The organism is Leifsonia sp. Root4 (assembly GCF_001425085.1).
In the GTDB taxonomy this organism is placed as follows: Bacteria; Actinomycetota; Actinomycetes; order Actinomycetales; family Microbacteriaceae; genus Microterricola.
Genome location: NZ_LMDN01000001.1, coordinates 584,352 through 608,122, shown reverse-complemented (window position 1 = coordinate 608,122; position 23,771 = coordinate 584,352). Strand labels below are relative to the sequence as shown.

Sequence of the window (23,771 nt, the reverse complement as noted above, 5' to 3'; positions counted from 1 at the left end):
GCTAGACCAGGAGCTGGTGCTTGGCGAGCTCCTTGTAGAGCGGGGTGGAGACCACCAGCTCCGAGTGCGTGCCGACGCCGACGACCTCGCCGTGGTCGAGCACGACGATCTGGTCGCTGTCGACGACGGTCGAGAGCCGGTGGGCGATCACGATGAGTGTGCGCCCCTCGGCGACGGCATCGATCGCGGCGCGCATCATCTGCTCATTCACTCCGTCGAGGCTCGACGTCGACTCGTCGAGCAGCAGGATCGGGGGAGCGGAGAGCAGCGCACGCGCGATGGCGAGGCGCTGGCGTTCGCCACCGGAGAGCATCACGCCGTCCTCGCCGACGGGGGCGCTGAGCCCGAGCGGGTTGCGTTCGAGCACCTCGCCGAGATTCACGGCCCGGAGCACCCGCTCGCACTCCTCGTCGCTGGCATCCGGTGTCGCCAGCTTCAGGTTCTCGCGCAGCGTTCCGGCCAACACGGGCGCGTCCTGCTCGACGTATCCGATCTGCGCGCGCAGTTCGGTGCGCGAGAGACCGCGGATGTCGAGGCCGGCCAGTCGGACCGCACCGACGCTCGGGTCGTAGAAGCGCTCGATCAGCGCCAGGATCGTGCTCTTGCCCGCGCCCGACGGGCCGACCAGCGCGGTGCGCTTGCCGCGCGGGGCCGCGAAGGAGACGCCGTGCAACACCGGCTGCTTGTCGGTGACGTTGCCCTCGGGCAGGTGCTCGTCGACGCTCTCGTTGGCCGGGTCGGCCTCGTCGGAGCGATTGAGGGCGTAGGCGAAGTGCACATCGTCGAACTCGATCGCCGTGTCATCCGTCGCGAGCAAGGCCCTGAGCTCGTCGGGAGAGACGCCGGCAAGCGGGGCGATCTCACGGTCGTAGTCGGACTCGGTCGGCAGCTCGATGATCTCCTGGATCCGGCCGAGGGCGCCGAGCGCCGCGTTGACGGAGGTGATGGCCCCGAACGCCGTGCCGAGCGGCATGATCAGCATGAACAGGAACAGGATGAACGTGACGAGGTCCGCCACCGAGATCGCGCCGCTGGCGACACGGAAGCCACCGACGCCGAGCACGACGAGCAGCGAGACCTGCATGGCGATGCCGGCGACGGGCACGACGAGGGCCGAGATACTGGCCACCCGGATGCCGGCTTCCCACGCACCCTTCGCCTCCTCCGAGACGGCCGCGATCTCACGGTCGGTGGCGTTGGACGCGCGGACGGTGCGAACGGCGCTGATGGCGCGCTCGACGCTGGCGGCCAGATCGCCGACCTTCGTCTGTGCCTGCAGGCTGGCCACCCGGATGCGGGCGGAGAGCAGCACGACGGTCACGATGGAGATCACGATCACGAGCAGCGTGAGACCGAGCAGCACGGGGTCGATGATGAGCATCGCGATGAGCGCGCCGACGAAGGTGAGCACGCCGCCGACGGCATCGACGAGGCCCTGGGTGAGCACCGCGCGGAGCAGCGTGGTGTCGCTGCCGACGCGGGACACGAGGTCGCCGGTGCGGCGGGTGTCGAACTCGGCGATGGGCAGGTGCAGCATGCGGGCGACGAGCTGGCGACGGCTGGAGAGCACGACGCCCTCACCGGTGCGCTGCAGCAGGTAGTGCTGGTAACCGCTGATGAGCGCGGCGATGACGACGAGGGCGACGAGGGCCCAGACGAGCATGCCGAGCGGCTGGCCGGCCTGCACGACCTCGATGAGCTTGCCGACGAGCAGGGGCTGCGCGAGGCTCGCCGCTGCGCCGAGAATGCTGAGCACGACAACGACGCTCAGAACGGCCTTGTGTTCGAGCAGGTACGGCAGCAGCTGGCTGAACTTCGCGCGCGGACCGGTTTCGACCGCGGCGCCCCTGCGACCGAAACCGCGTCGGCCGGGTGCTGCCTGCTTCACCGCTTGCTCGGGTGCTGCCTGCTTCGGTTCTGCCGACCCGGATGCTGTCGGCCTTGTTGTGCTGCTCACTGCTGCCTCTCGAACGACGGATGCCACGCGCTCAACTCTATTTCAGTGGCGCGTGGCATCCGGCCGGGTGGCCTGTGAAAAGGCTGGCCGTGAGACTAGGCGTCGATGTCGACGTCCTTCGTCTCCTTCGACAGGATCAGGGCGATCAGGGTGAGCACGGCCATGGCCGCCAGGTAGATGCCGACCCAGAACGGGCTGCCGTCACCGGCGCTCCACAGCGCGACGGCGATGAACGGTGCGACGGCCGCGCCGAGGATCGACGACACGTTGTAGCTGATGCCGGACCCGGTGTAACGCACATTGGTCGGGAACAGCTCGGGCAGCAGCGCGCCCATCGGGCCGAAGGTGAGCCCCATCAGCGAGAAGCCGATCACGAGCCACGCCATGACGCCGACGGTACCGGCGCCGAGCAGTGGAACCCAGAGCAGACCGAAGGCGATGATGCCGAGCGTCACCCAGATCAGCGTCTTGCGGCGGCCCCACTTGTCGGCGAGCGGGCCGGAGACGAGGGTGAAGATGCCGAAGAACACCACGCCAGCGATGAGCATGAGCACGAAGGTGTTGTAGGAGTAGCCGAGTCCTGGCTGCACGGTCGGGCTTTCCGGCGAGACCGGGGAGCGGCCGTAGCTGAGCGAGAACGTCGTCATCAGGTAGAACAGCACGTAGGTGGCGAGCATGAAGAAGGTGCCGAGCACCAGCTGGCGCCAGTGCTTCTGGAAGACGGTGGCCAGCGGCAGCTTGGTGAGCCTGCCTGCTGCGGATGCCGTCGAGAATGCGGTCGACTCGACGAGGCGCAGGCGCACCCAGAGGCCGACGATCACCATCACGACGGAGAAGAGGAACGGGATCCGCCAGCCCCACTCGAGGAACGCTTCAGACGGCATCGATGGGTCGTCCGAGGGGAGGGCGGCCGCGATGATCAGGAACAGGCCATTCGCGATGATGAAGCCGATCGGTGCGCCGAGCTGGGGGAAGGTGCCGTACCAGGCACGCTTGCCCTTCGGCGCGTTCTCGGTGGCGACGAGCGCGGCACCAGACCACTCGCCTCCGAGGGCGAAGCCCTGTGCGATGCGCAGGATCACCAGGAGCAGCGGGGCGAGCCAGCCCACCATGAGGTAGGTGGGCAGCAGGCCGATCATGAAGGTCGCGATACCCATCGTGAGCAGCGCGCCCACGAGGGTGGCCTTGCGGCCGTGCTTGTCACCGAGGTGGCCGAAGATGACGGCGCCGATGGGGCGAGCGACCATCGCGGCGCCGAAGACGGCGAAGGACTGCAGGAGCGCCGTCGTCTCGTCGCCCGCCGGGAAGAAGAGGTGGGGGAAGACGAGCACGGCGGCCGTGGCGTAGACGTAGAAGTCGTAGAACTCGATCGTCGTGCCGATGAGGCTGGCCAGGATGACCCGGCTGCGCGGGTTCGCCGGGGCGGATGTGGTCTGTGTGGATGTGGTCTGGGGGGACGAGGATGGTGCAGACATGCGTGAAGAGGCTCCGATGGGGCGCGCCACTGGCTGAGAGGCCGTGGGCGCAGAGATATGGAACCACGCGGTGTTGGCGTCGATCGGGCGCACGGGGCCACGGTGGTGAAGAGAGCGAGTTTTTGTCGCTTGTGGCAACCTATCCAGCCTACGCGGGCCGCACCTCGACACCGAATCGACGGTGAGCGCAGAACCCATCGAAAGACTGATGGCCCTCATCCGGCCGCTGACTAGGCTGGAACCATGGATACCCTGTTCAGCATTTTGCACGTCGTCAGCGCCGTCTTCATCGTCGGCCCGATGGCCATCCTGCCCATGACCGCCATGCGTGCCGTCCGTGCCGGCAACGGCGCCCAGGTCGCGGTGCTGGCCAAGTCCACCTACCTGATGAGCCTGCTGTCACTGCTCGTCGTGGTGTTCGGCTTCGGAGTGATGGGCATGTCCGACCCGAAGTATGACCTGTCCGTCACCACGCCGTGGGTCCTCTGGTCGATCGTCCTCTACCTGGTCGCGCTCGGCATCTCACTGTTCGTCGTCGTCCCGACGATGCGCAAGGCCGCCGAGGCGCTGCAGGCGAACGAGGGCTCAGCAGTCGCGGCCGCCCCGGTCAAGTACCCGGCCATCGCCGCCGGCAGCGGTGTCGTGGCGCTTCTGCTCGTCGCCGTCACGGTGCTCATGGTCTGGAAGCCGTAACAGCATCTCCCACGCCGGCTGAGAGAGCGCCAGCGAACGAAGCCCCGAGCGTTTCACTGAAACGCTCGGGGCTTCTCCCGTTGATGAGCCTGGTCGGCCCGCCGATCGAGCCTGAGTCAGGCGCGCAGCGTCGCGAGGGCTCTGGCTGTGGCGATGGCGGCCGTGGCGGCCTCCTCGCCCTTGTCCTCTTTCGAGCCGGGGAGGCCGGCACGGTCGAGTCCCTGCTGCTCGTCGTCGAGGGTGAGCACACCGAAGCCGACCGGCTTGCCGGTGTCGAGCGCCACCCGGGTGAGGCCGTCGGTGGCCGCTGCCGAGACGTACTCGAAGTGCGGGGTTCCGCCGCGGATGATCACGCCGAGCGCCACAACCGCGTCGGCACCGGCCTCGAGGGCCGCCTTGCTGACGACGGGCAGCTCGAAGCTGCCGGGAACGCGCACGATCTCGTACTCGGCGCCGGATGCCGTGAGCACCCGTTCAGCACCGGCGATCAGACCGTCTGTGATGACCTCGTGCCACTGCCCGGCCACGATCACGACGCGAAGGCCGCTGCCATCGATCGTCTCGCCGAGTGCTGCCGTTGGGGATCCTGCTCCGCTCATGATGCGTGCCCTTCTAGGAGTTCTTCAATGGGGAGATCGTCGTTGGCATCGGCCAACTGCTGATCGTTGATGCTGTGACCCATGCGGTCACGCTTGGTTTCGAGGTAACTCTCGTTGAAGGCGCCGACACCGACGACGAGCGGGACCCGCTCGCTCACCCGGACTCCGTGGAGTTCGAGCTGGCGCACCTTCTCAGGGTTGTTGGTGAGCAGGCGTACCGCATCGATGCCGAGATCGTCGAGAATCGCTGCAGCGGCGCCGTAGTCGCGGGAGTCGGCTGGCAGGCCGAGCGCGAGGTTCGCGTCCAGCGTGTCGAGGCCGTCCTCCTGCAGGCGGTAGGCGCGGAGTTTGTTGATGAGGCCGATGCCACGACCTTCATGCCCGCGCAGGTATATGACGATTCCGCCGTCGCGTTGGATCGTGGCGAGTGCCGCGTCCAGCTGCGGTCCGCACTCGCACTTGAGCGAACCGAAGGCCTCGCCGGTGAGGCACTCGGAGTGCACCCGGACGAGCGGGGCCTGCGAGCCGGGATCGCCGGCGAGGATGGCCACGTGGTCGGCCCCGCTCGTGCGGTCGCGGTAGGCGCGCACACGGAACGGTCCGTGCGTCGTGGGGATCGTGGTCTCGACCTCGAAGTTGACGCGCACATTCTCGACGACGGATGCCGCGGCATCCGCCTCGTCGTCGTGCTGCGCGTGCAACCAGTCCGCGATCGCGGCGACGGTCGTCACCGGCAGCCCCTCGCGGTCGCCGAGCTCGAGCAGCCCTGGCAGTCGCATCATCTCGCCGTCGTCGGCGACGAGCTCGCCGATCACGCCGACGGGGCTGAGCCCTGCCATCAGCATCAGGTCCACGGCCGCCTCGGTGTGGCCAGCACGCTCGCGCACTCCGCCGGCCACCGCGCGCAACGGCAGCACGTGGCCGGGGCGGATCAGGCTGGCCGGCTGGGAATCCGGGTCGGCGAGCACCCGCAGCGTGCGGGCGCGGTCGCCGGCGCTGATGCCGGTCGTCACCCGCTCCGCGGCGTCGACGGTGATCGTGTAGGCCGTGTTGCGGGCGTCCTCGTTGGCCTCGACCATGAGCGGCAGGCCCAGGCGGTCGGCGAACTCTGCCGGCATCGGTGCGCAGAGGAATCCGCTGGTGTTGCGCACCATCCACGCGATCCACTCCTGGCTGGCCAGCTCGGCCGAGAGGATGGCGTCGCCCTCGTTCTCGCGGCCCTCATCGTCGGCCACGATCACGGGCTTGCCCGCGCGCAGTGCCGCGATCACCTCGGGCATCGTCGACAGGCTCATGAAGCGCTCCTTACTGATTCAGCGGATGTCGCGCCCTGCAGCGCGAACATCCGTGCAACGTGGCGGGCCAAGATATCGGTCTCGATGTTCACGCTGTCGCCGACGACGCGCTCACCGAGCGTGGTCGCGACGAGAGTCTCGGGGATGAGTGACACCTCGAACCACTGCTCCGGCTCCGCGGCATCGCTGATGCTGCTCACGGTGAGCGAGACCCCGTCGACGGCGATCGAGCCCTTGTCGACGACGAGCGGGGCGTGCGCGGCGTCGAGGCTGAAGCGCACGACGCGCCAGGCGCTGCCGGGCGTGACCGCGAGCACGGTGGCCGTGCCGTCGATGTGGCCCTGCACGATGTGGCCGCCGAGCCGGTCGCCGACGGCGGTCGCTCGTTCCAGATTCACGGGGCGGCCGGCCGCGGCATCGGCCAGGGTGCTCATGGCGAGGGTCTGGGCCATCACGTCGACGGTGAACGTCTCGGCATCGCTCGCGACGACGGTCAGGCAGACCCCACTCACCGCGATCGAGTCGCCGTGGCCGGCATCGCTGACGACGAGTGGGCCGCGAACGGTGATGCGGGCGGCGTCGCCGGACCGCTCGACGCGTTCGATGCGGCCGAGCTCCTCGATGATTCCTGTAAACACGTCAGTGTCCTTTCGCGGCGGTGGCCGTGTGAGCGGTGGAGGGAGTGGGGGATGGCTGGGCGACGAGCAGCAGGTCGTCACCGAGGCGTTCGACGCTCCGCAACTCGAGCCGCATGGCGCTCGCGATCGAGGGGATGCCGAGCTCGCCGAGCGCGAGTTTCGGGCCGCCGAGGAGCATCGGTGCCAGGTAGATCAGCAGTTCGTCGGCGAGGCCGGCGGCGATGAACGCGCTCGCCAAGGTCGGGCCGCCCTCGACGAAGAGCGAGCGGATGCCGCGCGCGTGCAGATCGGCCAGCTGCGCGCGGAGCTCGAGACCGTCGTAGAAGAGAGGTGCGTGCGGGTGGGAGAAGACGGCGGCGTCCGGCGCGGTCCGGCGCCGACCGAACACGACGGGGATCGGCTGCTCCGGCAGCAGGCTGCCCTGCTCGTCGCGGGCCGTGAGCGAGGGGTCGTCGGCGAGCACGGTGCCCGTCCCGACGGCGATCGCGTCTGCGGCGGCCCGGCGCCTGTGCACGTCGCCCCGGGCGGCGGGGCCGGTGATCCACTGGCTCGAGCCATCGGATGCCGCAGCCCGCCCGTCCAGGCTCGACGCCCACTTGACCGTCACGACCGGCCGGCCGAGTCTGGCGGCAGGCAGCCAGTCGCCGAGCAGCGCCTCGCCCTCTTCGGTGAGGACGCCACCCGTCGCCGCGATTCCCGCGGCACGCAGGCGCTCCGCGCCCCCGGCGGAGGCTGGACCGGGGTCGGACACCGAGTAGAACACGGTCGCGACGCCCGCCTCGATCAGCGCCTCGGCGCACGGGCCGGTTCGACCGTGGTGGTTGCACGGTTCGAGGGTCACGATCGCGGTCGCACCGCGCGCGGCGCCTGGCGCGAGCTGCGAGAGAGCGTCGACCTCGGCGTGCGGGGTGCCGGCACCGCGATGCCAGCCCTCGGCGAGCACAGTGCCGTCATCCGCCAGAAGAATGCAACCGACCTGGGGATTCACGCCGCGGGCCGGACCGCGAGCGGCCAGCGCGAACGCGCGGCGCATCAACTGGTCGAGCGCGCTGCTCGGCGAGTGCATTCCCATGGCGATCCTTGTCATCAAGGCGCTCCGGGGTTGAGTGAAGGGTTCCGAGCAGGCTCGAAACTCGTCTCCTGCCGTGTGTTCGGAGTGATCCGGACACGTTCGACAATCGACGCGTGCATCCTCCCATCCGGACTTTAACCGTCGGTGCCGGAGTTTCACCGGCTCAACCGCTCCGCTCCCACCAGGTGGTCGCATCACGGCTCGCGGACTTTCACCGCCGGTTCGGATTCCCACCGACCCCGGAGCACGTTTCTTGCTTCTGAGTCTAGGCCAACGCCGTACGGCACGGATTATTCCCTTGCCCGTCGGGCGCTTCATCGGTCTCGTAGCCAAAACAGGCAAGCAGGAGTTGAACGTGCCGATACTGCCTGTTCTGAGTGCCACCGAACCCACCCAGCCTGTTTTCACGACGCGCGGGTAGCCCGCTCAGTCCAGGAGCGCCCGAGCGGTCGACTCGTCGACGATCAGATCGGTCACGAGCTCCGCGCTGAGGGCGCCGCGGAGGCTCGGCAGTTTTGACAGGCCGGCCACGACGCAGACCCGGCGGGGCGTGCGGCGCAGCAACTCGAAGCTCGGGCCGGTGCCGCGCTCGTTCAGGGCGATGCCGTCGGTCGAGCCGTCGGCCCGGTAGAACACCGTCGCGACGTCGCCGATCGCGCCGTCGCGGCTGAGCGACTGGAAGTCCTCCGGCTCCAGGTAGCCGCCGGCGTAGACGTGGCTCGGAACCTCGGCGAACGGGGAGCCGATGCCGAAGAGGGCGACATCCATGCTGCCCTGCATCTGCACGACGCGCTGGGTCGAGCGCTCTCGCCACATGGCGTGCTTGGTGTCGGGGTCATCGAAGAAGGCCGGAACGGGGAACTGCTGCACGTGGGCGCCGTAGGCGTCGCCGAAACGGCGCAGGATCTCGGAGGCGTAGAGGATGCCGGTCGTGCGCATGTTGCCGGCGCCGTTCAGCTGCACGATCTGGGAGTTGTGGGTCTGTTTGGGTGTGAGGTGCCGGCTGAGCGCGCTCATCGTCGAGCCCCAGGCGATGCCGAGTGACATGTTCGAATCGAAGAACTGGCCGAGAATTCGTGCAGCGGAGAGGGCGACCCGCTCCAGTCTGTCGACGTCGCTGGCGTTCTCCGGAACCGGAACGACGTGCGCGGTGATGCCGTGCCGTTCACGGATCGCCTCCTCGATGCGGCCAGGCATGTCCCGCGGTGAGCGGATCTGGATGTCGACGAGTCCGCTCGCCCTGGCATGGCTGAGCAACCGGGACACCGATGAGCGCGAGGTGTGCAGCTCGTGCGCGATCGCGTCCATCGTCAGGTCCTGCATGTAATAGAGGTGCGCGGCGCGCAGGGCGTCGCGGGTCTTGGCGGTTTCGGATGCCGCGTCGAACTCGTTCATTGCTGGTACTCATCTCCCTGCATCCGCCCTGCACATATGTGCAGCAGCTTTGAAAGATTGTGCGGATGTGTTCAAGATGTATTCATACACACGGGGTGGCAAAGATGCAACCCGCCCTGCACGCTGAACACGTGCAGCTGAATCTGAGGAACGACGCCGAGCGATCGGCGAGTCGGAAAGCGAGAGATCGAGATGTCGGCACAGGCCAACTCCGCACAGCACACCCCTGACACGCGGGCCACCGTCGCGGCGCTCCAGCAGCGCCCGAACGCCAGCGTGCTGATCATCGGTGCAGGAATCAACGGCATCGCCACCTTCCGCGATCTCGCCCTGCAGGGCGTCGACGTCGCCATCGTCGAGCGCGGCGACTACGTCTCCGGCGCGTCCAGCGCGTCCTCGCACATGATCCACGGCGGCATCCGCTACCTCGAGAACGGCGAGTTCCGCCTGGTCAAGGAGTCGGTCGAGGAACGCAACAGCCTCATCAAGATCGCCCCGCACTACGTCAAGCCGTTGAAGACGACTGTGCCGATCTTCTCCACCTTCTCCGGGGTGCTCTCCGCGCCGCTGCGCTTCCTCACGCACAAGTCCGGCAAGCCGACCGAGCGCGGCGCGCTGCTCATCAAGATGGGCCTCAGCCTCTACGACTCCTTCTCGCGCGACGGCGGCAGCGTTCCCCGGCACGAGTTCCGCGGCCGCAAGGAGTCGCTGCGCCAGCTCCCCGCTCTGAACCCCGACCTCAAGTACACCGCCACGTACTACGACGCATCCATGCACGACCCGGAGCGCCTCGCCCTCGACGTGCTGCACGACGGCCTCGCCGCCGGCCCGCACGCCCGTGCGGCGAACTACCTCGAGGCCGTCGGCATCGACGAGGACGGCGTGCGCCTGCGCGACACCGTCAGCGGCGAGGTGTTCAGCATGACCGCCGACGTGATCGTCAACACGACCGGCCCGTGGACCGACCTCACCAACAAGGCACTCGGCCGACCGAGTAACTACATGGGCGGAACCAAGGGCTCGCACATCGTGCTCGACAACCCGGCGCTGCTGGAGGCCACGGACGGCCGCGAGATCTTCTTCGAGCACGAGGACGGCCGCATCGTGCTGATCTACCCGCTCAAGGGCCGCGTGCTCGTCGGAACCACCGACCTCGAGCACGACATGACGCAGCCGATCCGCTGCACCGAGGCCGAGGTCGACTACTTCTTCGAACTCGTCGCGCACGTTTTCCCGCAGATCCCCGTCGACCGCTCCGAGATCGTCTTCCGCTTCTCCGGCGTGCGCCCGCTGCCCCGTCACGACGATGAGGCACCCGGTTTCGTCTCGCGGGACTACCGCATCGAGCAGACCCCGCTCACCGAGCTGCCCGGCACGACCCTGCTCAGCCTCGTCGGCGGCAAGTGGACGACGTTCCGTGCACTCGCCGAGCACCTCAGCACCGACATCCTGGGCATCATCGGGGGCACGCGCACGCAGAGCACCGAGGGTCTCGCGATCGGCGGAGGCAAGGGATTCCCGACCACCGACGCGGCCACCCAGGTCTGGCTCGCGAGCAACGGAGAAGAGCTCGGGCGTCAGCGCGCAGCCCAGCTCCTGGCCCGCTACGGCACGCGTGCGGAGCCGATGATCGACGAGCTGGTCAACGGCGACGGGGCACCGGATGCCGCCCTCGCCGGCGCCGCGGACTACTCGCGCCGCGAGATCGCCTACATCGTCGCCACCGAGCAGCCCGTCCACCTGATCGACCTCGTGCTGCGCCGCACCAGCCTCGCCTTCGTCGGCGCGCTGAGCGCCGATCTGCTGGGCGAGCTGGCAGACGTCATGGCCGCCGGCCTCGGCTGGGACGAGACCCGCAGGGCGACCGAGATCGCCGCGACGCGCGCGGAACTCGCCGAGGTCCACGGCGTGCGTCTCGGCACGGCGACGTCGACCACGAGCCTCGCCGGGGTCTGACCCATCCGCCCGCTGACGGGCGAGACGTCTGGCGCGGCGGGCGGGAGAATGCACGGATGTGCATGCGAAACGCCTGCCCCGCCGGGCCGGAGCCGGATACGGTTCTACAGGATTCGCTGAATCCGCCCCTTTCGCAGCGGAACTCACCGACGCGAAGAATCACGAAACAAATTGGAAGGTCAACGTGGACAATCTCGGAATTGTGTTCCTCTCGGAGCTGGTGGGAACCGCCATGCTCGTACTGCTCGGCTGTGGCGTCGTCGCCAACGTCGCGCTGGCCAAGAACAAGGGACTCGGCGGCGGCTTCCTGATGGTGAACATCGGCTGGGGCCTCGCGGTCTTCGCCGGTGTCATCGTGTCGTACGCCTCCGGCGCCCACCTGAACCCGGCCGTCACCGTCGGTCTCGTCGCCAACGGCGCGACCGAGTTCGGCAATGCGGCGCTCGGCACGACGGTCGCGGTCTCCGCGGTCTCTGTGCTCGCCTACATCGCCGCGCAGTTGATCGGCGCGATGCTCGGTGCCGCCTTCGTGTGGCTGGCCTACAAGCAGCACTTCGACGCTGAGCCGGATGCCGCCAACAAGCTCGGTGTGTTCTCGACCGGCCCCGCCATCCGCTCCTACGGCTGGAACCTCGTCACCGAGATCATCGGCACCTTCGTGCTGGTCTTCGTCGTCATCGGCTTCGGCGGCGGGCGTCAGGGTGACGGTGGCCTCGCGGCCCTCGGCGCGCTCCCCGTCGCACTGCTCGTGATCGGTATCGGTGCCTCGCTCGGTGGCCCGACCGGCTACGCCATCAACCCCGCACGCGACCTCGGCCCGCGCATCATGCACTTCCTGCTTCCGATCAAGGGCAAGGGCGGCTCCGACTGGAGCTACTCCTGGGTCCCCGTCGTCGGCCCGCTGATCGGCGGCCTGATCGCCGGTTGGTCCGCCCTCGTGCTGCTGCCGATCATCACCTAAACGTCCCACCACCTTCACCCGATAGCAAAGGAGTTATCACCATGGCTGACTACGTACTCGCCATTGACCAGGGCACCACGAGCTCGCGTGCCATTGTGTTCGACAAGGCCGGATCGATCATCTCGACCGGGCAGCTCGAACACGAGCAGATCTTCCCGCAGGCCGGCTGGGTCGAGCACAACCCCAAGGAAATCTGGGACAACACCCGAGAGGTGATCGGCCAGGCACTGTCCAAGGCGAACCTGACGCGTCACGACATCGCCTCCGTCGGCATCACCAACCAGCGCGAGACGGCTGTTGTGTGGAACAAGAACACCGGCGAGGCCGTCTACAACGCCATCGTCTGGCAGGACACCCGCACCCAGGACATCGTCGACCGCCTCGCGGCCGACGGAGGTACAGAGCGCTTCAAGCAGAAGGTCGGCCTGCCCCTGGCCACCTACTTCTCCGGCACGAAGATCGTCTGGATCCTCGAGAACGTTCCCGGTGCGCGTGAGGCAGCGGATGCCGGCGAGCTCCTCTTCGGCACCACCGACAGCTGGGTTCTGTGGAACCTGACCGGCGGCGTGGACGGCGGCGTGCACGCGACCGACGTCACCAACGCATCGCGCACCATGTTCATGGACCTGGAGACCCTGCAGTGGGACGACGAGATCCTCGCGATCTTCGGTGTTCCGCGCTCGATGCTCCCCGAGATCAAGTCCTCCTCCGAGGTCTACGGTCACGCCGACGAGCACTCGCTGCTGCGCGAGACCCCGATCGCCGGCATCCTGGGCGACCAGCAGGCCGCGACCTTCGGCCAGGCGGCCTTCGCCACCGGCGAGGCCAAGAACACCTACGGAACCGGCAACTTCCTCATCTTCAACACGGGTGAGGAGATCGTCCACTCCAAGAACGGCCTGCTGACGACCGTCGGCTACAAGCTCGGCGACGCACCGGTGCACTACGCGCTCGAGGGCTCGATCGCCGTCACCGGTTCGCTCGTGCAGTGGATGCGCGACAACCTCGGCATCATCGAGTCGGCCGCCGACATCGAGGAGCTCGCGAAGACGGTCGACGACAACGGTGGCGCGTACTTCGTGCCGGCGTTCTCCGGGCTGTTCGCCCCGCACTGGCGTGCAGACGCCCGTGGTGCGCTCGTCGGTCTGACCCGCTACGTCAACAAGGGCCACATCGCACGTGCCGCCCTTGAGGCGATCGCGTTCCAGACCCGCGAGGTCATCGACGCGGTCAACGCCGACTCCGGCGTTCCGCTGACCGAGCTCAAGGTCGACGGCGGTGCGACGGCGAACAACACGCTGCTGCAGTTCCAGGCCGACATCCTGAATGTTCCCGTCGTTCGCCCCGTCGTCGCAGAGACGACGGCGCTCGGCGCGGCCTACGCCGCCGGCCTCGCCGTCGGCTTCTGGAGCGGTCTGGACGACCTCGCCAAGAACTGGCAGGAAGACAAGCGCTGGGAGCCGAACATGGACTCCGGCGAGCGTGACCGTCTTTACCGCAACTGGAAGAAGGCCGTCACGAAGACCCTCGACTGGGTCGACGACGACGTCAAGTAACCAGTCGCAAGCCTCCGCCGGTCGGGCAGCGCCCCGCTGGATGAGCTTGTCCTAACCGCTGGTTGAGCCTCGCCCCGCTGGTTGAGCCACGCCCCGCTGGTTGAGCTTGTCGAAACCGCTGGTTGAGCCACGCCCCGCTGGTTGAGCTTGTCGAAACCGCTGATTGAGCCACGCCCCGCTGGTTGAGCTTGTCGAAACCAGATCACGAAGCCCCGTACTCACTGAGTGCGGGGTTTCGTGCTGCTCCGGCGCGGATGCCGGGCAACGGTCCGCTCAGGGCTTCGCGTGCCGGCCTCCTCGTTCCTCGTCGACCCGCTCGCTCAAGCCAACGTAGGGCTCCCACGCTGGCTCGAGGGAGCAGCCGAGGAACGAGGCCGCCCCCGAAGCCCTGACACGTGCGCAGACGCTTCGTGGCGGATGCAGAATATTCGTGGGCGGACGCGGCTCAGCGGGCGAGGAGTGCCGGGGTGAGCTCGGCGAGAGTCGCGATCTCGAGCACGCCGAGGGCGGCGGCGTCGGCGGCATCCTCTGCGGAGGCGGCGATGCCATCGCGGTTCAGCCAGACGCCGGTGAGACCGGCAGAGGCCGCGCCGATCGCGTCGGTGCGCAGGCGGTCGCCGACGTACACGGCCTCGGCCGGCGCCACGCCGAAGGCCGCGCAGGCCGCCTCGAAGATGCGCGCGTCTGGTTTGGCGAAGCCGAGCGCGCCCGAGGTGACGAAACGTTCGGGATGCACGTCGAGGCGCATCCGTGCGGTCAACTCCACCCGGTCGAGCTTGCGCTGCTGGAATGCCGGGTCGCCGTTCGTGATGATGCCGAACCCGACGCCGGGGATCGCCTCGTCGAGCGCGTCGAGGCAGCGCAGGGCGTCCTCGTGCAGGGTCCAGGCCGCGGTGTAGTGCTCGAAGTACTCGTCGAACCAGGCACCGCTGGCTGCGTCCCCCAGGTGCACGCCGTGGGCCGCCGCGAAGTCGCGGGCCCGCGCCCGGCGCTGTCCCTCGAAATCGAGCGTGCCCTCGAGATAGGAGTGGTAGTGCTTCTCCTCGAGCGCGTGCCAGAGGGCGACGGCATCCGGGGTGTGCACGCCGTCGAAGCCGCCGAGCTGGTCGATGTGCGCGACGATGCCGTGGGCGACCGCCGTGCGGTGCGCGAAGAGCGTGTCGTCGAGGTCGAAGAGCACCGCGGCGATGTCGGTCCGTGCTGTGCCGCTCATCCGTCGACCACCTCCTGTGGCCAGCCGTTATGCACCGAGCGGATGCCGGGTGCGAGGCTGGCGTGCCAGCTCTGCGGAACCGTGCCGTCGCGGCCGGGGGTCGTGGCCGGTGCGACTCCGATGTAGCGGAAGCCGGACTTCCTGGCGACGCGCGCCGAGGCTGTGTTGCCCACAACCGCCTCCCAGAGCACCGCGGGGGCGTCGGGGATCCCGCCGTCGAAGACCCAGTCGGACACGACAGATACCGCTTCGGGCATATAACCGAAGCCGCGGTGTTCTGCGCCGAGCCAGAAGCCGAGGTCGTGGCGCTGCAGGCGGAGTGCGATCATGCCGATCACTCTGTCGTCGCCCTGCAACCGCACGGCCCAGGTCGCCTCGTTTCCGTCACGCCAGCCCGCGGGAACCACGTCGGAGACGAAGCCGACGGCGTGCTCGCGCGTGTACGGCCAGGGCGTCGGCAGGTACTTCTCGAACGCGGCATCGGTGCAGTACTCGGCGATGGCGTCGATGTCATCCGGCCCCGGCTGGTTCAGGACCAGGCGGGTCGTGCGCAATTCGAACGGCTGCATGGTCTGCCCTAGCGGACGCGCCGCAGGAAGCCGATGCGGTCGTAGACGGTCTCGAGAGTGGCGTCGGCGATCGCCGAGGCACGGTCGGCGTTGCCGGCCAGCACGCGGTCGAGCTCGGCCGGGTCGTCGAGCAGCGCGGTCGCCTTCTCGCGGATCGGTGAGAACTCGGCGACGACGAGCTCGACGAGCTCCTTCTTGAAGTCACCGTAACCCCGACCGGCGAAGGCGTCCTCGATCTCGGTCAGCGAACGGCCGGAGAACACCTGGAAGATCGTCATCAGGTTCGAGACGCCCGGCTTGTGCTCCCGGTCGAAGCGCACGACGCCGTCATCGTCGGTGACCGCGCGCATGATCTTCTTCTTGATCGCGCCCGGCTCGTCGAGCAGCCACAGGATGCCGGCTGGAGACTCGCCGGACTTCGACATCTTCGAACCGGGGTTCTGCAGATCGTAGATGCGGGCGGTCTCCTTCTGGATGACCGGCTGCGGAATGGTGAAGGTCTCGCCGAAGCGCGCGTTGAAACGGGTGGCGAGATCGCGGGTGAGTTCGACGTGCTGCTTCTGGTCGTCTCCGACCGGCACGACCTCACTCTGGTAGAGCAGGATGTCGGCCGCCATCAGCACCGGGTAGGTGAAGAGACCGACCGAGGTGGCATCCGCGCCCTGCTTCTTCGACTTGTCCTTGAACTGCGTCATCCGCCCGGCCTCGCCGAAGCCCGTGATGGTGTTCAGGATCCAGGCGAGCTCCGCGTGGGCTGGCACGTGGGACTGCACGTAGAGCGTCGAGCTCTCCGGGTCGATCCCGGCCGCGATGTACTGTGCGGCGGTGCGACGCGTCTTCTCGCGCAGCTCCGCCGGGTCCTGCGGCACCGTGATGGCGTGCATGTCGACGACCGAGAACAGCGCGTCGTGCGTCGTTTGCAGCTGCTTCCACTGCAGCAGGGCGCCGATGTAGTTGCCGGCGTGCAGCGAGTCCGCTGATGGCTGCATGCCCGAGTACAGGCGGGGGAGAGAGGTCATGGTGCTCATTTCAAGGCTGTGGTGAGAGTGGTGGCGCCGCCGTTCGGCTGGCGAACCCGGGAATCTAGATGGCGTAGTCGACGACGACGGGGGCGTGGTCGGACCATCGCTCGGCGTAGGACGGGGCGCGATCGATCGTGTAGTTCGCGACGGTGGCTGCCAGCGCGGGGCTCGCCAGGTGGTAGTCGATGCGCCACCCGGTGTCGTTGTCGAACGCCTGCCCGCGGTTGGACCACCACGAGTACGGGCCCTCCACCTCGCCGGCCCACTTGCGGCCGACATCGACCCAGCCGAGACCGGCACCGTTGTTGTACTCCGCCTCGCCCTCGGCGCCGACGAAGCGGTCGAAGTAGGCGCGCTCATCCGGCAGGAAGCCGGCGCGCTTCACATTGCCCTTCCAGTTCTTGATGTCGAGCGTGCGGTGGCCGACATTCAGGTCGCCGAGCACGAGCGCGTACTTCGAGTGCGCGACGAGCTCCGGCAGGCGGGCCTCCATGGCGTCGAGGAACTTGTACTTCTCGACCTGCTTGGGGGTGTCGGCCTCGCCGGAGTGCACGTAGGTGCTGACAACGGTGAGGATCTGGTCGCCGACGCGGTAGTCGGCCTCGAGCCAGCGCCCGGCGCTGTCGAAGTCGACGGCGCCCAGCTCGACGCGGTGGATCTCGGCGTTGCGACGGCTGGCGAGTGCCACGCCTGCGCGCCCCTTGGCGGTGGCCGCGTCGTGCAGGATGTTCCACTCCTCGCCGAGCAGCTCTTCGAGGTGGCTGGTGTCTGCGCGCACCTCTTGCAGCGCCAGGATGTCGACATCGCGGCTGGCCAGCCAGTCACCCATCCCATTGCGGTAGGCGGCGCGCACGCCGTTCACGTTGACAGAGGCAATACGCAGTGGCGACGACGCAGAAGACATGACTTCAGTCTAGATTGCCGCGCGAGGCGTCATTCGGACGGCCGTGCTTCGCCGGGGCGGATGCCGCGGCATCCCGTGTCCGGTCGACCCCGTGCTCCTGCATGACCTCGTCGTAGTGCTGCTGCGCGATCCGAAGCTGCAGGGCTGCGGCAGGGCGTCGGAACCACGATGCGGCGTCGCGGGCGCGCTTGGCGTCACGGAGCGCAACCTCGGCGGCGAGCCGCACGGCCTGGTGCTCGGCCTCGCGGCGCTCGGCCTCGAGTTGCTCCTGCGTCACACTCCGCAGCGAGATGCCCCGATCGCCGGCGGCGACGGCGATCCACGCCGCGGCGACGAGGGTGACGATACTGGTGAGCCGGAACCAGAGCAGCAGACCGACGAAGACCGCGAAAGTGGCCAGCAGGGGGTTGTTCGTGACGCCGCCGATCAGCGTGCCACCGAGCACCTGAAGCACGGTGAGGGCGCCGGCTCCGAGGAACGATCCGCCCCAGAGCCGGTGCCACGGCACACTGGCGCCGGAGAGGAAACGGAACATCGCCGCGAGCACGCCGGTGTTGATGGCCAGAACGAGCAGCAGGCCGACGAAGCTGCCGGCGACCTTGTACCAGAACGAGTCACTCGAGATGCCGAGCAGCTGGAACATCCAGCTCACCGCTGCCGTGCTGGCGACGGTCAGTGCCGAGGCGAACAACAGCACCGCGCCGAACACGAGTGCCGCGAGCAGGTCCCTGGCTTTCAGGAGGACGTAGGAGCGGGTGTCCTTCGGGAGCCCGAACACGCTGCGCACCCCGAGTCTGGAGTAGGTGACCCAGCCGATGGCGGTCCAGATCAAACCAGCGGCCGCGATGACTCCCGTCCAGCTCAGGAGGAAGGTCGATGAGTCGGCCAACGCGGCGAGGTCGCTGGGCTTGATCGCACCCTCCTCCCCGATGAGCCCGGGAACATAGGTGTTGATGAGGTCTTCGAGCGCCTGCATCGTGCCCGGGCGGGAGGTGAACCAGATCCCCGCGACGGAGAAGACGACGTAGACGGCGGCGAAAACGGCGAAGAGGGCCTGATAGCTCATCCCCGCGGCGAGCAGGAAGCCGTTGCGGGCGAGGAAGTGCCGCCACACACGGACAGGGAACAGCGCGAGCGTCTTCTGGGTGATCTGCGTCACCCGCTGCACCGGCTCACCGAAGCGCTCACGCAGCGGCTCGCCGAAGGCGTCAAGAGACTCCCAGCGGCGCCGCTCAGCCTCAGGCTCTACGGCGGGGCTGCTCTCGTCTCGGCTCACAGTCTCACCCTAGCGGCGCGGCGCGCAGCGCCGCGAAAGGCGGCAGCCCTTACCAAGGCAACCTCGAGAACCGCGCGCGATGCTGGTGCGGTTTCAACACGTGTGACCGGAGCATCGTGAGTGCCAGGGGTGCCTTCGACAAGCTTGACCAGCTGTGTTCGGCCCTGTCAGGGCTTCGGTCGCTGGCGCTCCCTCAAGCCAACGTGAGGGGGTGGTGTCGAAACCGACCCAGCATCGCCTACGGTTGCCGAGGATGCCTTGGTGGTGGGCTGCCGCCTTTGGCGACGCTATGCGTCGCCCCCGCCGAGTTCTCGACGGGGGCTTCGCTGCGATGCGGCAGCGGATGCTACGGCTTGCCGCGCATGATGGCCTGCTTGACCTCGGCGATGGCCTGGGTCACCTGGATGCCGCGGGGGCATGCCTCTGAACAGTTGAAGGTCGTGCGGCAGCGCCACACGCCTTCCTTGTCGTTGAGGATGTCGAGGCGAACCTTGGCGTCCTCGTCGCGGGAGTCGAAGATGAAGCGGTGCGCGTTGACGATGGCGGCCGGGCCGAAGTACTGGCCGTCCGTCCAGAACACGGGGCAGCTCGAGGTGCAGGCTGCGCAGAGGATGCACTTGGTCGTGTCGTCGAAGCGCTCGCGCTGGGCGACGGTCTGGATACGCTCCTTGCCGCCCTCCGGTGCCTTGTTGGCGATGAGGAACGGCTGCACCTCGCGGAACGACGCGAAGAACGGCTCCATGTCGACGATCAGGTCCTTCTCCAGCGGAAGACCCTTGATGGCCTCGACGTAGATCGGCTTCGAGATGTCGAGGTCCTTGATCAGCGTCTTGCAGGCGAGGCGGTTGCGGCCGTTGATGCGCATGGCGTCAGAGCCGCAGATGCCGTGGGCGCACGAGCGACGGAACGTCAGTGATCCGTCCTGCTCCCACTTGATCTTGTGCAGAGCGTCGAGAACGCGGTCGGTCGCGTACATCTCGACGTCGAAGTCCTGCCAGCGCGGCTCTTCATCGACCTCAGGGTCGAAGCGGCGGATCAGGAACGTCACCGTGAATGGGGTGATGGCCGGGTCGGCGTTGCCCGGGCGGTCGGCGGCAATCGTCGTCGTGCTCACGATCAGTACTTCCTTTCCATGGGCTGGTAGCGCGTGATGGTGACGGGCTTCCAATCCAGACGGATGTGGTCGGCGGCGTCCGCCGAGAGGGCGTCACCGGAGAGGTACGCCATGGTGTGCTTCATGTACGTCTCGTCGTCGCGGTTCGGGTAGTCGTCGCGCATGTGGCCGCCGCGGCTCTCCTTGCGGTTGCGCGCGGAGAACACGACGACCTCGGCCAGGTCGAGCAGGAAGCCGAGTTCGACGGCCTCGAGCAGGTCGGTGTTGAAACGGTGGCCCTTGTCCTGAACGGCGACGTTCTTGTACCGCTCGCGCAGTCCGTGAATGGTCTGGGTCACCTCGGCCAGGGACTCGTCGGTGCGGAACACCTGAGCCTTGGCATCCATCATGTCCTGCAGTTCCTTGCGGAGCACGGAGACACGTTCGGTTCCCGTCGAGTTGCGGATGCCGTCGATGAGCCCGCGCACGGCGGCAGCCGGGTCGGCCGGCAGCGGCGTGAACTCGGCGGTCTTGGCGTACTCGACGGCGTTCTGGCCGGCGCGCTTGCCGAACACATTGATGTCGAGCAGCGAGTTGGTGCCGAGACGGTTGGAGCCGTGCACCGAGACGCAGGCACATTCGCCGGCGGCGTAGAGGCCGGGCACGACGGTCGTGTTGTCGCGCAGCACCTCCGCGGCAACGTTTGTGGGGATTCCGCCCATCGCATAGTGCGCGGTCGGCATCACGGGAACGGGCTCGGTGACCGGGTCGACACCGAGGTAGGTGCGAGCGAACTCGGTGATGTCCGGCAGCTTGGTCTCGAGCACCTCTGCGCCCAGGTGCGTGCAGTCGAGGTAGACGTAATCCTTGTGGGGGCCGGCGCCGCGACCCTCCGCCACCTCCTGCACCATGCAGCGGGCGACGATGTCGCGCGGGGCGAGGTCCTTGATGGTGGGGGCGTAACGCTCCATGAAGCGCTCACCGCTGGCGTTGCGAAGGATCGCGCCCTCACCGCGGGCACCCTCTGTGAGGAGGATGCCGAGGCCGGCGAGGCCGGTCGGGTGGAACTGGAAGAACTCCATGTCCTCCAGCGGCAGGCCCTTGCGCCAGATGATGCCGACGCCGTCACCGGTGAGGGTGTGTGCGTTGGAGGTCGTCTTGTAGATCTTGCCGAAGCCACCGGTGGCGAAGATGATCGCTTTGGCCTGGAAGACGTGCAGTTCGCCGGAGGCGAGGTCGTACGCGACGACTCCGGACGGCTGGTCCACGCCGTCGACGTTCGTCATGACGAGGTCGAGCACGTAGTACTCGTTGAAGAAGTTGATGCCGTGCTTGACGCAGTTCTGGTACAGCGTCTGCAGGATCATGTGGCCGGTGCGGTCGGCCGCGTAGCAGGCACGGCGCACGGGCGCCTTACCGTGGTCGCGGGTGTGACCGCCGAAGCGGCGCTGGTCGATCTTGCCTTCCGGCGTGCGGTTGAAGGGCAGGCCCATGTTCTCGAGGTCGAGGACCGCGTCGATGGCTTCCTTGGCCAGGATCTCGGCGGCGTCCTGGTCGACCAGGTAGTCGCCACCCTTGATCGTGTCGAAGGTGTGCCACTCCCAGTTGTCTTCCTCGACGTTGGCGAGCGCTGCCGCCATGCCACCCTGCGCCGCACCGGTGTGCGAACGCGTTGGGTACAGCTTGGAGATCACGGCGGTCTTGGCGTGCGGCCCTGCCTCGATCGCGGCGCGCATGCCGGCGCCACCGGCGCCGACGATCACGACATCGAACTGGTGATAGTGCACGCCGTCAACGACGGTGTGATCGGCGCTGGCGAACGATGAGGACTGGGTCACAGTGGCATCCGTACTTTTTGTGGTGATGGGTGTTAGCGCGCTGCGCAGAGCGCTGGCAGCAGGTCGGCCGGCTGCCCAGGGGGGCAGGGGTCGAAGGTGAAGACGACGAGGGTGCCGAGCACGATGAGCACGACGACGGCGGCCAGCACTGCGGACTTCAGGACGCCGCGGGTCAACGGAAGCGTCGCGTAGTCGTTGATGAGGGTGCGCATGCCGTTGCCGCCGTGGATCAGGGCGAGCCAGAGCATGGCCACATCCCACCACTGCCAGAACGGGTCGGCCAGCTTGCCGCCGACGAAGCCGAAGTCGATGGCGGAGATGCCATCGCCCAGCATGAGGTTGAAGAAGAGGTGGCCGAAGATCAGGACGACCAGCACCACGCCGGACGCGCGCATGTAGATCCAGCCCCACTTCTCCCAGTTCACGCCGCGCTTGGGCGCGGGGCGTGCGGGGGAGCGGGGGGCTTCGATTGTTGTTGCAGTCATGATGTGCTCCCCTTTCCTAGTGGCTGAAGACGTTGATCAGGTGGCGAGGGGTGAAGGCGAGCATCGTGATCACCCAGAGCGCGATGACCACGTAGAACATCAGCTTCTGGTGCTTCACGCCGCCGGCCCAGAAGTCGATCAGGATGATGCGCAGGCCGTTGAAGGCGTGGAACACGATCGCACCGACCAACGCAACCTCGCCGAGACCCATCAACGGCGTCTGGTAGGTGCCGATCACGACGTTGTACGCCTCGGGGCTGACGCGGATGAGCGCGGTATCAAGAATGTGGACGAGCAGGAAGAAGAAGATCGCGACACCGGTGATGCGGTGCAGAACCCACGACCACATGCCTTCGCGGCCCCGGTACAGGGTTCCCGCCGGGCGTCGTGATGTCGTTGTCTTCTTGGCTGCTGTCAGGGTTCCTGCCGATTGCTGTGGCATGAACAACCCTCCCTGGCTGAAATGTGGCCAGTCGCTGGCCCGAAGTGCTCAATGAGCATGTGCACTCATCCTATTCCTCACTCTCAGCGATTTTCCGGTTAGGCATGCCTAAGTTCGCGCGGCACGGGGTGCGTCGTGCACGGACCGGCGGCGTTGCTGGTGGCTGGCCTAGGCTGGCAGCGTGAGTACCTCTACTGCGCTCGACCGTTTCTACAGCGTGATCCCGGCCGGCGGCATCGGATCGCGGCTGTGGCCGCTGTCCAGAGCCGACGCGCCCAAGTTCCTGCACGACCTGACCGGCTCCGGCCAGACCCTCCTGCGCGACACCTGGGTCCGGCTCGCGCCGATCTCCGGTGAGCAGCGCATCATGGTCGTCACCGGCCGGGCGCACCGCAAGGCCGTCGAGGAACAGCTTCCCGAACTGGCAGATCACAACGTCGTGCTCGAGAGTGAGCCCCGTGACTCCGCTGCGGCGATCGGCCTGGCCGCCGCCATCCTCGAGCGTCGTGAGCCCGGCGTCATCATCGGCTCCTTCGCCGCCGACCACGTCATCCACCGCGACGACATCTTCCGTGCGGCCGTCGCCGAGGCCGTCGAGGTCGCGGATGCCGGCTACATCGTGACCCTCGGGATCCGCCCGACGGAGCCGGCCATCGGCTTCGGCTACATCCACTCCGGTGACAAGCTCACCGTCGAGGGTGCGCCCAGCGCGCTGACCGTCAAGTCCTTCGTCGAGAAGCCCGACCAGGCCACGGCGAAGAAGTACGTGGCCAGCGGCCACTACCTCTGGAACGCCGGCATGTTCATCGCCCGCGCCGACCGGATCCTCGAGGAGATCGGCAACTCGGAGCCGGAACTGCTGGCAGGCCTGCTCGAGCTCGCCGCGGCCTGGGATGACCCCGCAACACGCGGACCGGCCGTCGACCGGATCTGGCCCGGCCTGAAGAAGATCGCGATCGACTACGCGGTGGCCGAGCCGGCCGCAGCGGCAGGCAGGCTCGCCGTCATCCCCGGCCGCTTCGACTGGGACGACGTCGGCGACTTCGCCTCGATCGCCAAGCTGCACTCCGGTGGGCGCAAGCGGGATCTCGCGATCCTCGGTGAGAACGCCCGCGTGCTCGCCGACTCCTCGAGCGGCATCGTCATCTCGGAGGGCGGGCGCACGATCGCCCTCATCGGCGTCGAAGACATCGTCGTCGTCGACACTCCGGACGCACTGCTCGTCACGACTAGCGCGAACGCCCAGAAGGTGAAGGCCGTCGTCGACGCGCTCAAGCTCTCCGGGCGCACCGACGTTCTCTAATCACATCGTCCTGAAGGAACGGTAACGAC

General features: G+C 67.7%; 21 protein-coding genes and 1 riboswitch. Of the genes, 5 read left to right on the top strand and 16 right to left on the bottom strand.

The features are described 5' to 3' along the window. Position 1 precedes the first annotated feature (1 nt). Positions 2-1,888 carry an ABC transporter ATP-binding protein gene (locus tag ASC66_RS02845; RefSeq protein ID WP_055834374.1) on the bottom strand — a complete coding sequence of 629 codons (1,887 nt, stop codon included), beginning with the start codon at positions 1,886-1,888 and terminating at the stop codon, positions 2-4. A 164-nt stretch (positions 1,889-2,052) separates the two neighbouring features. After that, complete coding sequence (locus tag ASC66_RS02840; protein WP_055834371.1) at positions 2,053-3,432, bottom strand: MFS transporter; 1,380 nt, start codon at positions 3,430-3,432, stop codon at positions 2,053-2,055. 243 nt (positions 3,433-3,675) lie between these two features. On the opposite strand from ASC66_RS02840, the gene ASC66_RS02835 reads away from it, so the two are divergent. Then, complete coding sequence (locus ASC66_RS02835; RefSeq protein ID WP_055834368.1) at positions 3,676-4,125, top strand: DUF2269 family protein; 450 nt, start codon at positions 3,676-3,678, stop codon at positions 4,123-4,125. A gap of 116 nt (positions 4,126-4,241) precedes the next feature. Here ASC66_RS02835 and ribH read toward each other — a convergent pair whose 3' ends face one another. The 5 genes from ribH to ASC66_RS02810 all read right to left on the bottom strand — a co-directional run bounded on the left by ribH (position 4,242) and on the right by ASC66_RS02810 (position 9,124). Next, positions 4,242-4,724, bottom strand: a complete 483-nt coding sequence (gene ribH, locus ASC66_RS02830; RefSeq protein WP_055834365.1) for a 6,7-dimethyl-8-ribityllumazine synthase — start codon at positions 4,722-4,724, stop codon at positions 4,242-4,244. Next, entirely contained in the window at positions 4,721-6,019 is a 1,299-nt protein-coding gene (locus ASC66_RS02825) for a bifunctional 3,4-dihydroxy-2-butanone-4-phosphate synthase/GTP cyclohydrolase II (RefSeq protein ID WP_055834362.1), read from the bottom strand. The genes ribH and ASC66_RS02825 overlap by 4 nt, the downstream gene beginning before the upstream one ends. Beyond that, positions 6,016-6,657: a riboflavin synthase gene (locus tag ASC66_RS02820; RefSeq protein ID WP_055834360.1), complete on the bottom strand. Its 642-nt coding sequence runs from the start codon at positions 6,655-6,657 to the stop codon at positions 6,016-6,018. Before ASC66_RS02820 ends, ASC66_RS02825 begins: the two co-directional genes overlap by 4 nt. 1 nt (position 6,658) lies before the next feature. Then, entirely contained in the window at positions 6,659-7,729 is a 1,071-nt protein-coding gene (ribD, locus tag ASC66_RS02815; protein WP_502691547.1) for a bifunctional diaminohydroxyphosphoribosylaminopyrimidine deaminase/5-amino-6-(5-phosphoribosylamino)uracil reductase RibD, read from the bottom strand. A gap of 110 nt (positions 7,730-7,839) precedes the next feature. Next, positions 7,840-7,980, bottom strand: a riboswitch (FMN riboswitch). Between the two features lie 175 nt (positions 7,981-8,155). Next, positions 8,156-9,124 (bottom strand): sugar-binding transcriptional regulator, encoded by a 969-nt coding sequence (locus ASC66_RS02810; RefSeq protein WP_055834357.1) that lies wholly within the window; start codon positions 9,122-9,124, stop codon positions 8,156-8,158. Between the two features lie 192 nt (positions 9,125-9,316). Here ASC66_RS02810 and ASC66_RS02805 point away from each other — a divergent pair, with 192 nt between their 5' ends. The 3 genes from ASC66_RS02805 (at position 9,317) to glpK (ending at position 13,597) form a co-directional block, all read left to right on the top strand. Then, positions 9,317-11,080: a glycerol-3-phosphate dehydrogenase/oxidase gene (locus ASC66_RS02805; RefSeq protein WP_055834354.1), complete on the top strand. Its 1,764-nt coding sequence runs from the start codon at positions 9,317-9,319 to the stop codon at positions 11,078-11,080. Positions 11,081-11,312: 232 nt separating this feature from the next. Next, entirely contained in the window at positions 11,313-12,041 is a 729-nt protein-coding gene (locus ASC66_RS02800; RefSeq protein ID WP_055836222.1) for an MIP/aquaporin family protein, read from the top strand. A gap of 41 nt (positions 12,042-12,082) precedes the next feature. Next, positions 12,083-13,597, top strand: a complete 1,515-nt coding sequence (gene glpK / locus ASC66_RS02795) for a glycerol kinase GlpK (protein ID WP_055834351.1) — start codon at positions 12,083-12,085, stop codon at positions 13,595-13,597. A gap of 445 nt (positions 13,598-14,042) precedes the next feature. Here glpK and ASC66_RS02790 read toward each other — a convergent pair whose 3' ends face one another. The 9 genes from ASC66_RS02790 to sdhC all read right to left on the bottom strand — a co-directional run bounded on the left by ASC66_RS02790 (position 14,043) and on the right by sdhC (position 22,439). After that, a complete protein-coding gene (locus ASC66_RS02790; protein ID WP_055834349.1) occupies positions 14,043-14,810 on the bottom strand; it encodes an HAD family hydrolase in 768 nt (255 codons plus the stop codon). After that, positions 14,807-15,379: a GNAT family N-acetyltransferase gene (locus tag ASC66_RS02785; RefSeq protein ID WP_055834346.1), complete on the bottom strand. Its 573-nt coding sequence runs from the start codon at positions 15,377-15,379 to the stop codon at positions 14,807-14,809. The genes ASC66_RS02790 and ASC66_RS02785 overlap by 4 nt, the downstream gene beginning before the upstream one ends. Positions 15,380-15,387: 8 nt before the next feature. Then, a complete protein-coding gene (gene trpS / locus ASC66_RS02780; RefSeq protein ID WP_055836219.1) occupies positions 15,388-16,398 on the bottom strand; it encodes a tryptophan--tRNA ligase in 1,011 nt (336 codons plus the stop codon). A 64-nt stretch (positions 16,399-16,462) separates the two neighbouring features. Next, positions 16,463-17,305 carry an exodeoxyribonuclease III gene (locus tag ASC66_RS02775; protein ID WP_055834343.1) on the bottom strand — a complete coding sequence of 281 codons (843 nt, stop codon included), beginning with the start codon at positions 17,303-17,305 and terminating at the stop codon, positions 16,463-16,465. Between the two features lie 4 nt (positions 17,306-17,309). After that, positions 17,310-18,581 (bottom strand): YihY/virulence factor BrkB family protein, encoded by a 1,272-nt coding sequence (locus tag ASC66_RS02770; RefSeq protein WP_235496636.1) that lies wholly within the window; start codon positions 18,579-18,581, stop codon positions 17,310-17,312. Positions 18,582-18,927: 346 nt separating this feature from the next. Next, on the bottom strand, positions 18,928-19,695 hold the full coding sequence (locus ASC66_RS02765; RefSeq protein ID WP_055834340.1) for a succinate dehydrogenase iron-sulfur subunit: 768 nt from the start codon (positions 19,693-19,695) through the stop codon (positions 18,928-18,930). Between the two features lie 2 nt (positions 19,696-19,697). Continuing rightward, on the bottom strand, positions 19,698-21,512 hold the full coding sequence (gene sdhA, locus ASC66_RS02760; RefSeq protein ID WP_055834336.1) for a succinate dehydrogenase flavoprotein subunit: 1,815 nt from the start codon (positions 21,510-21,512) through the stop codon (positions 19,698-19,700). A gap of 32 nt (positions 21,513-21,544) precedes the next feature. After that, positions 21,545-21,997, bottom strand: a complete 453-nt coding sequence (locus tag ASC66_RS02755) for a succinate dehydrogenase hydrophobic membrane anchor subunit (protein ID WP_055834334.1) — start codon at positions 21,995-21,997, stop codon at positions 21,545-21,547. A gap of 16 nt (positions 21,998-22,013) precedes the next feature. Then, complete coding sequence (gene sdhC / locus ASC66_RS02750; protein WP_082492059.1) at positions 22,014-22,439, bottom strand: succinate dehydrogenase, cytochrome b556 subunit; 426 nt, start codon at positions 22,437-22,439, stop codon at positions 22,014-22,016. Between the two features lie 181 nt (positions 22,440-22,620). Here sdhC and ASC66_RS02745 point away from each other — a divergent pair, with 181 nt between their 5' ends. Then, entirely contained in the window at positions 22,621-23,742 is a 1,122-nt protein-coding gene (locus ASC66_RS02745) for a mannose-1-phosphate guanylyltransferase (RefSeq protein ID WP_055834328.1), read from the top strand. Positions 23,743-23,771 lie beyond the last annotated feature (29 nt).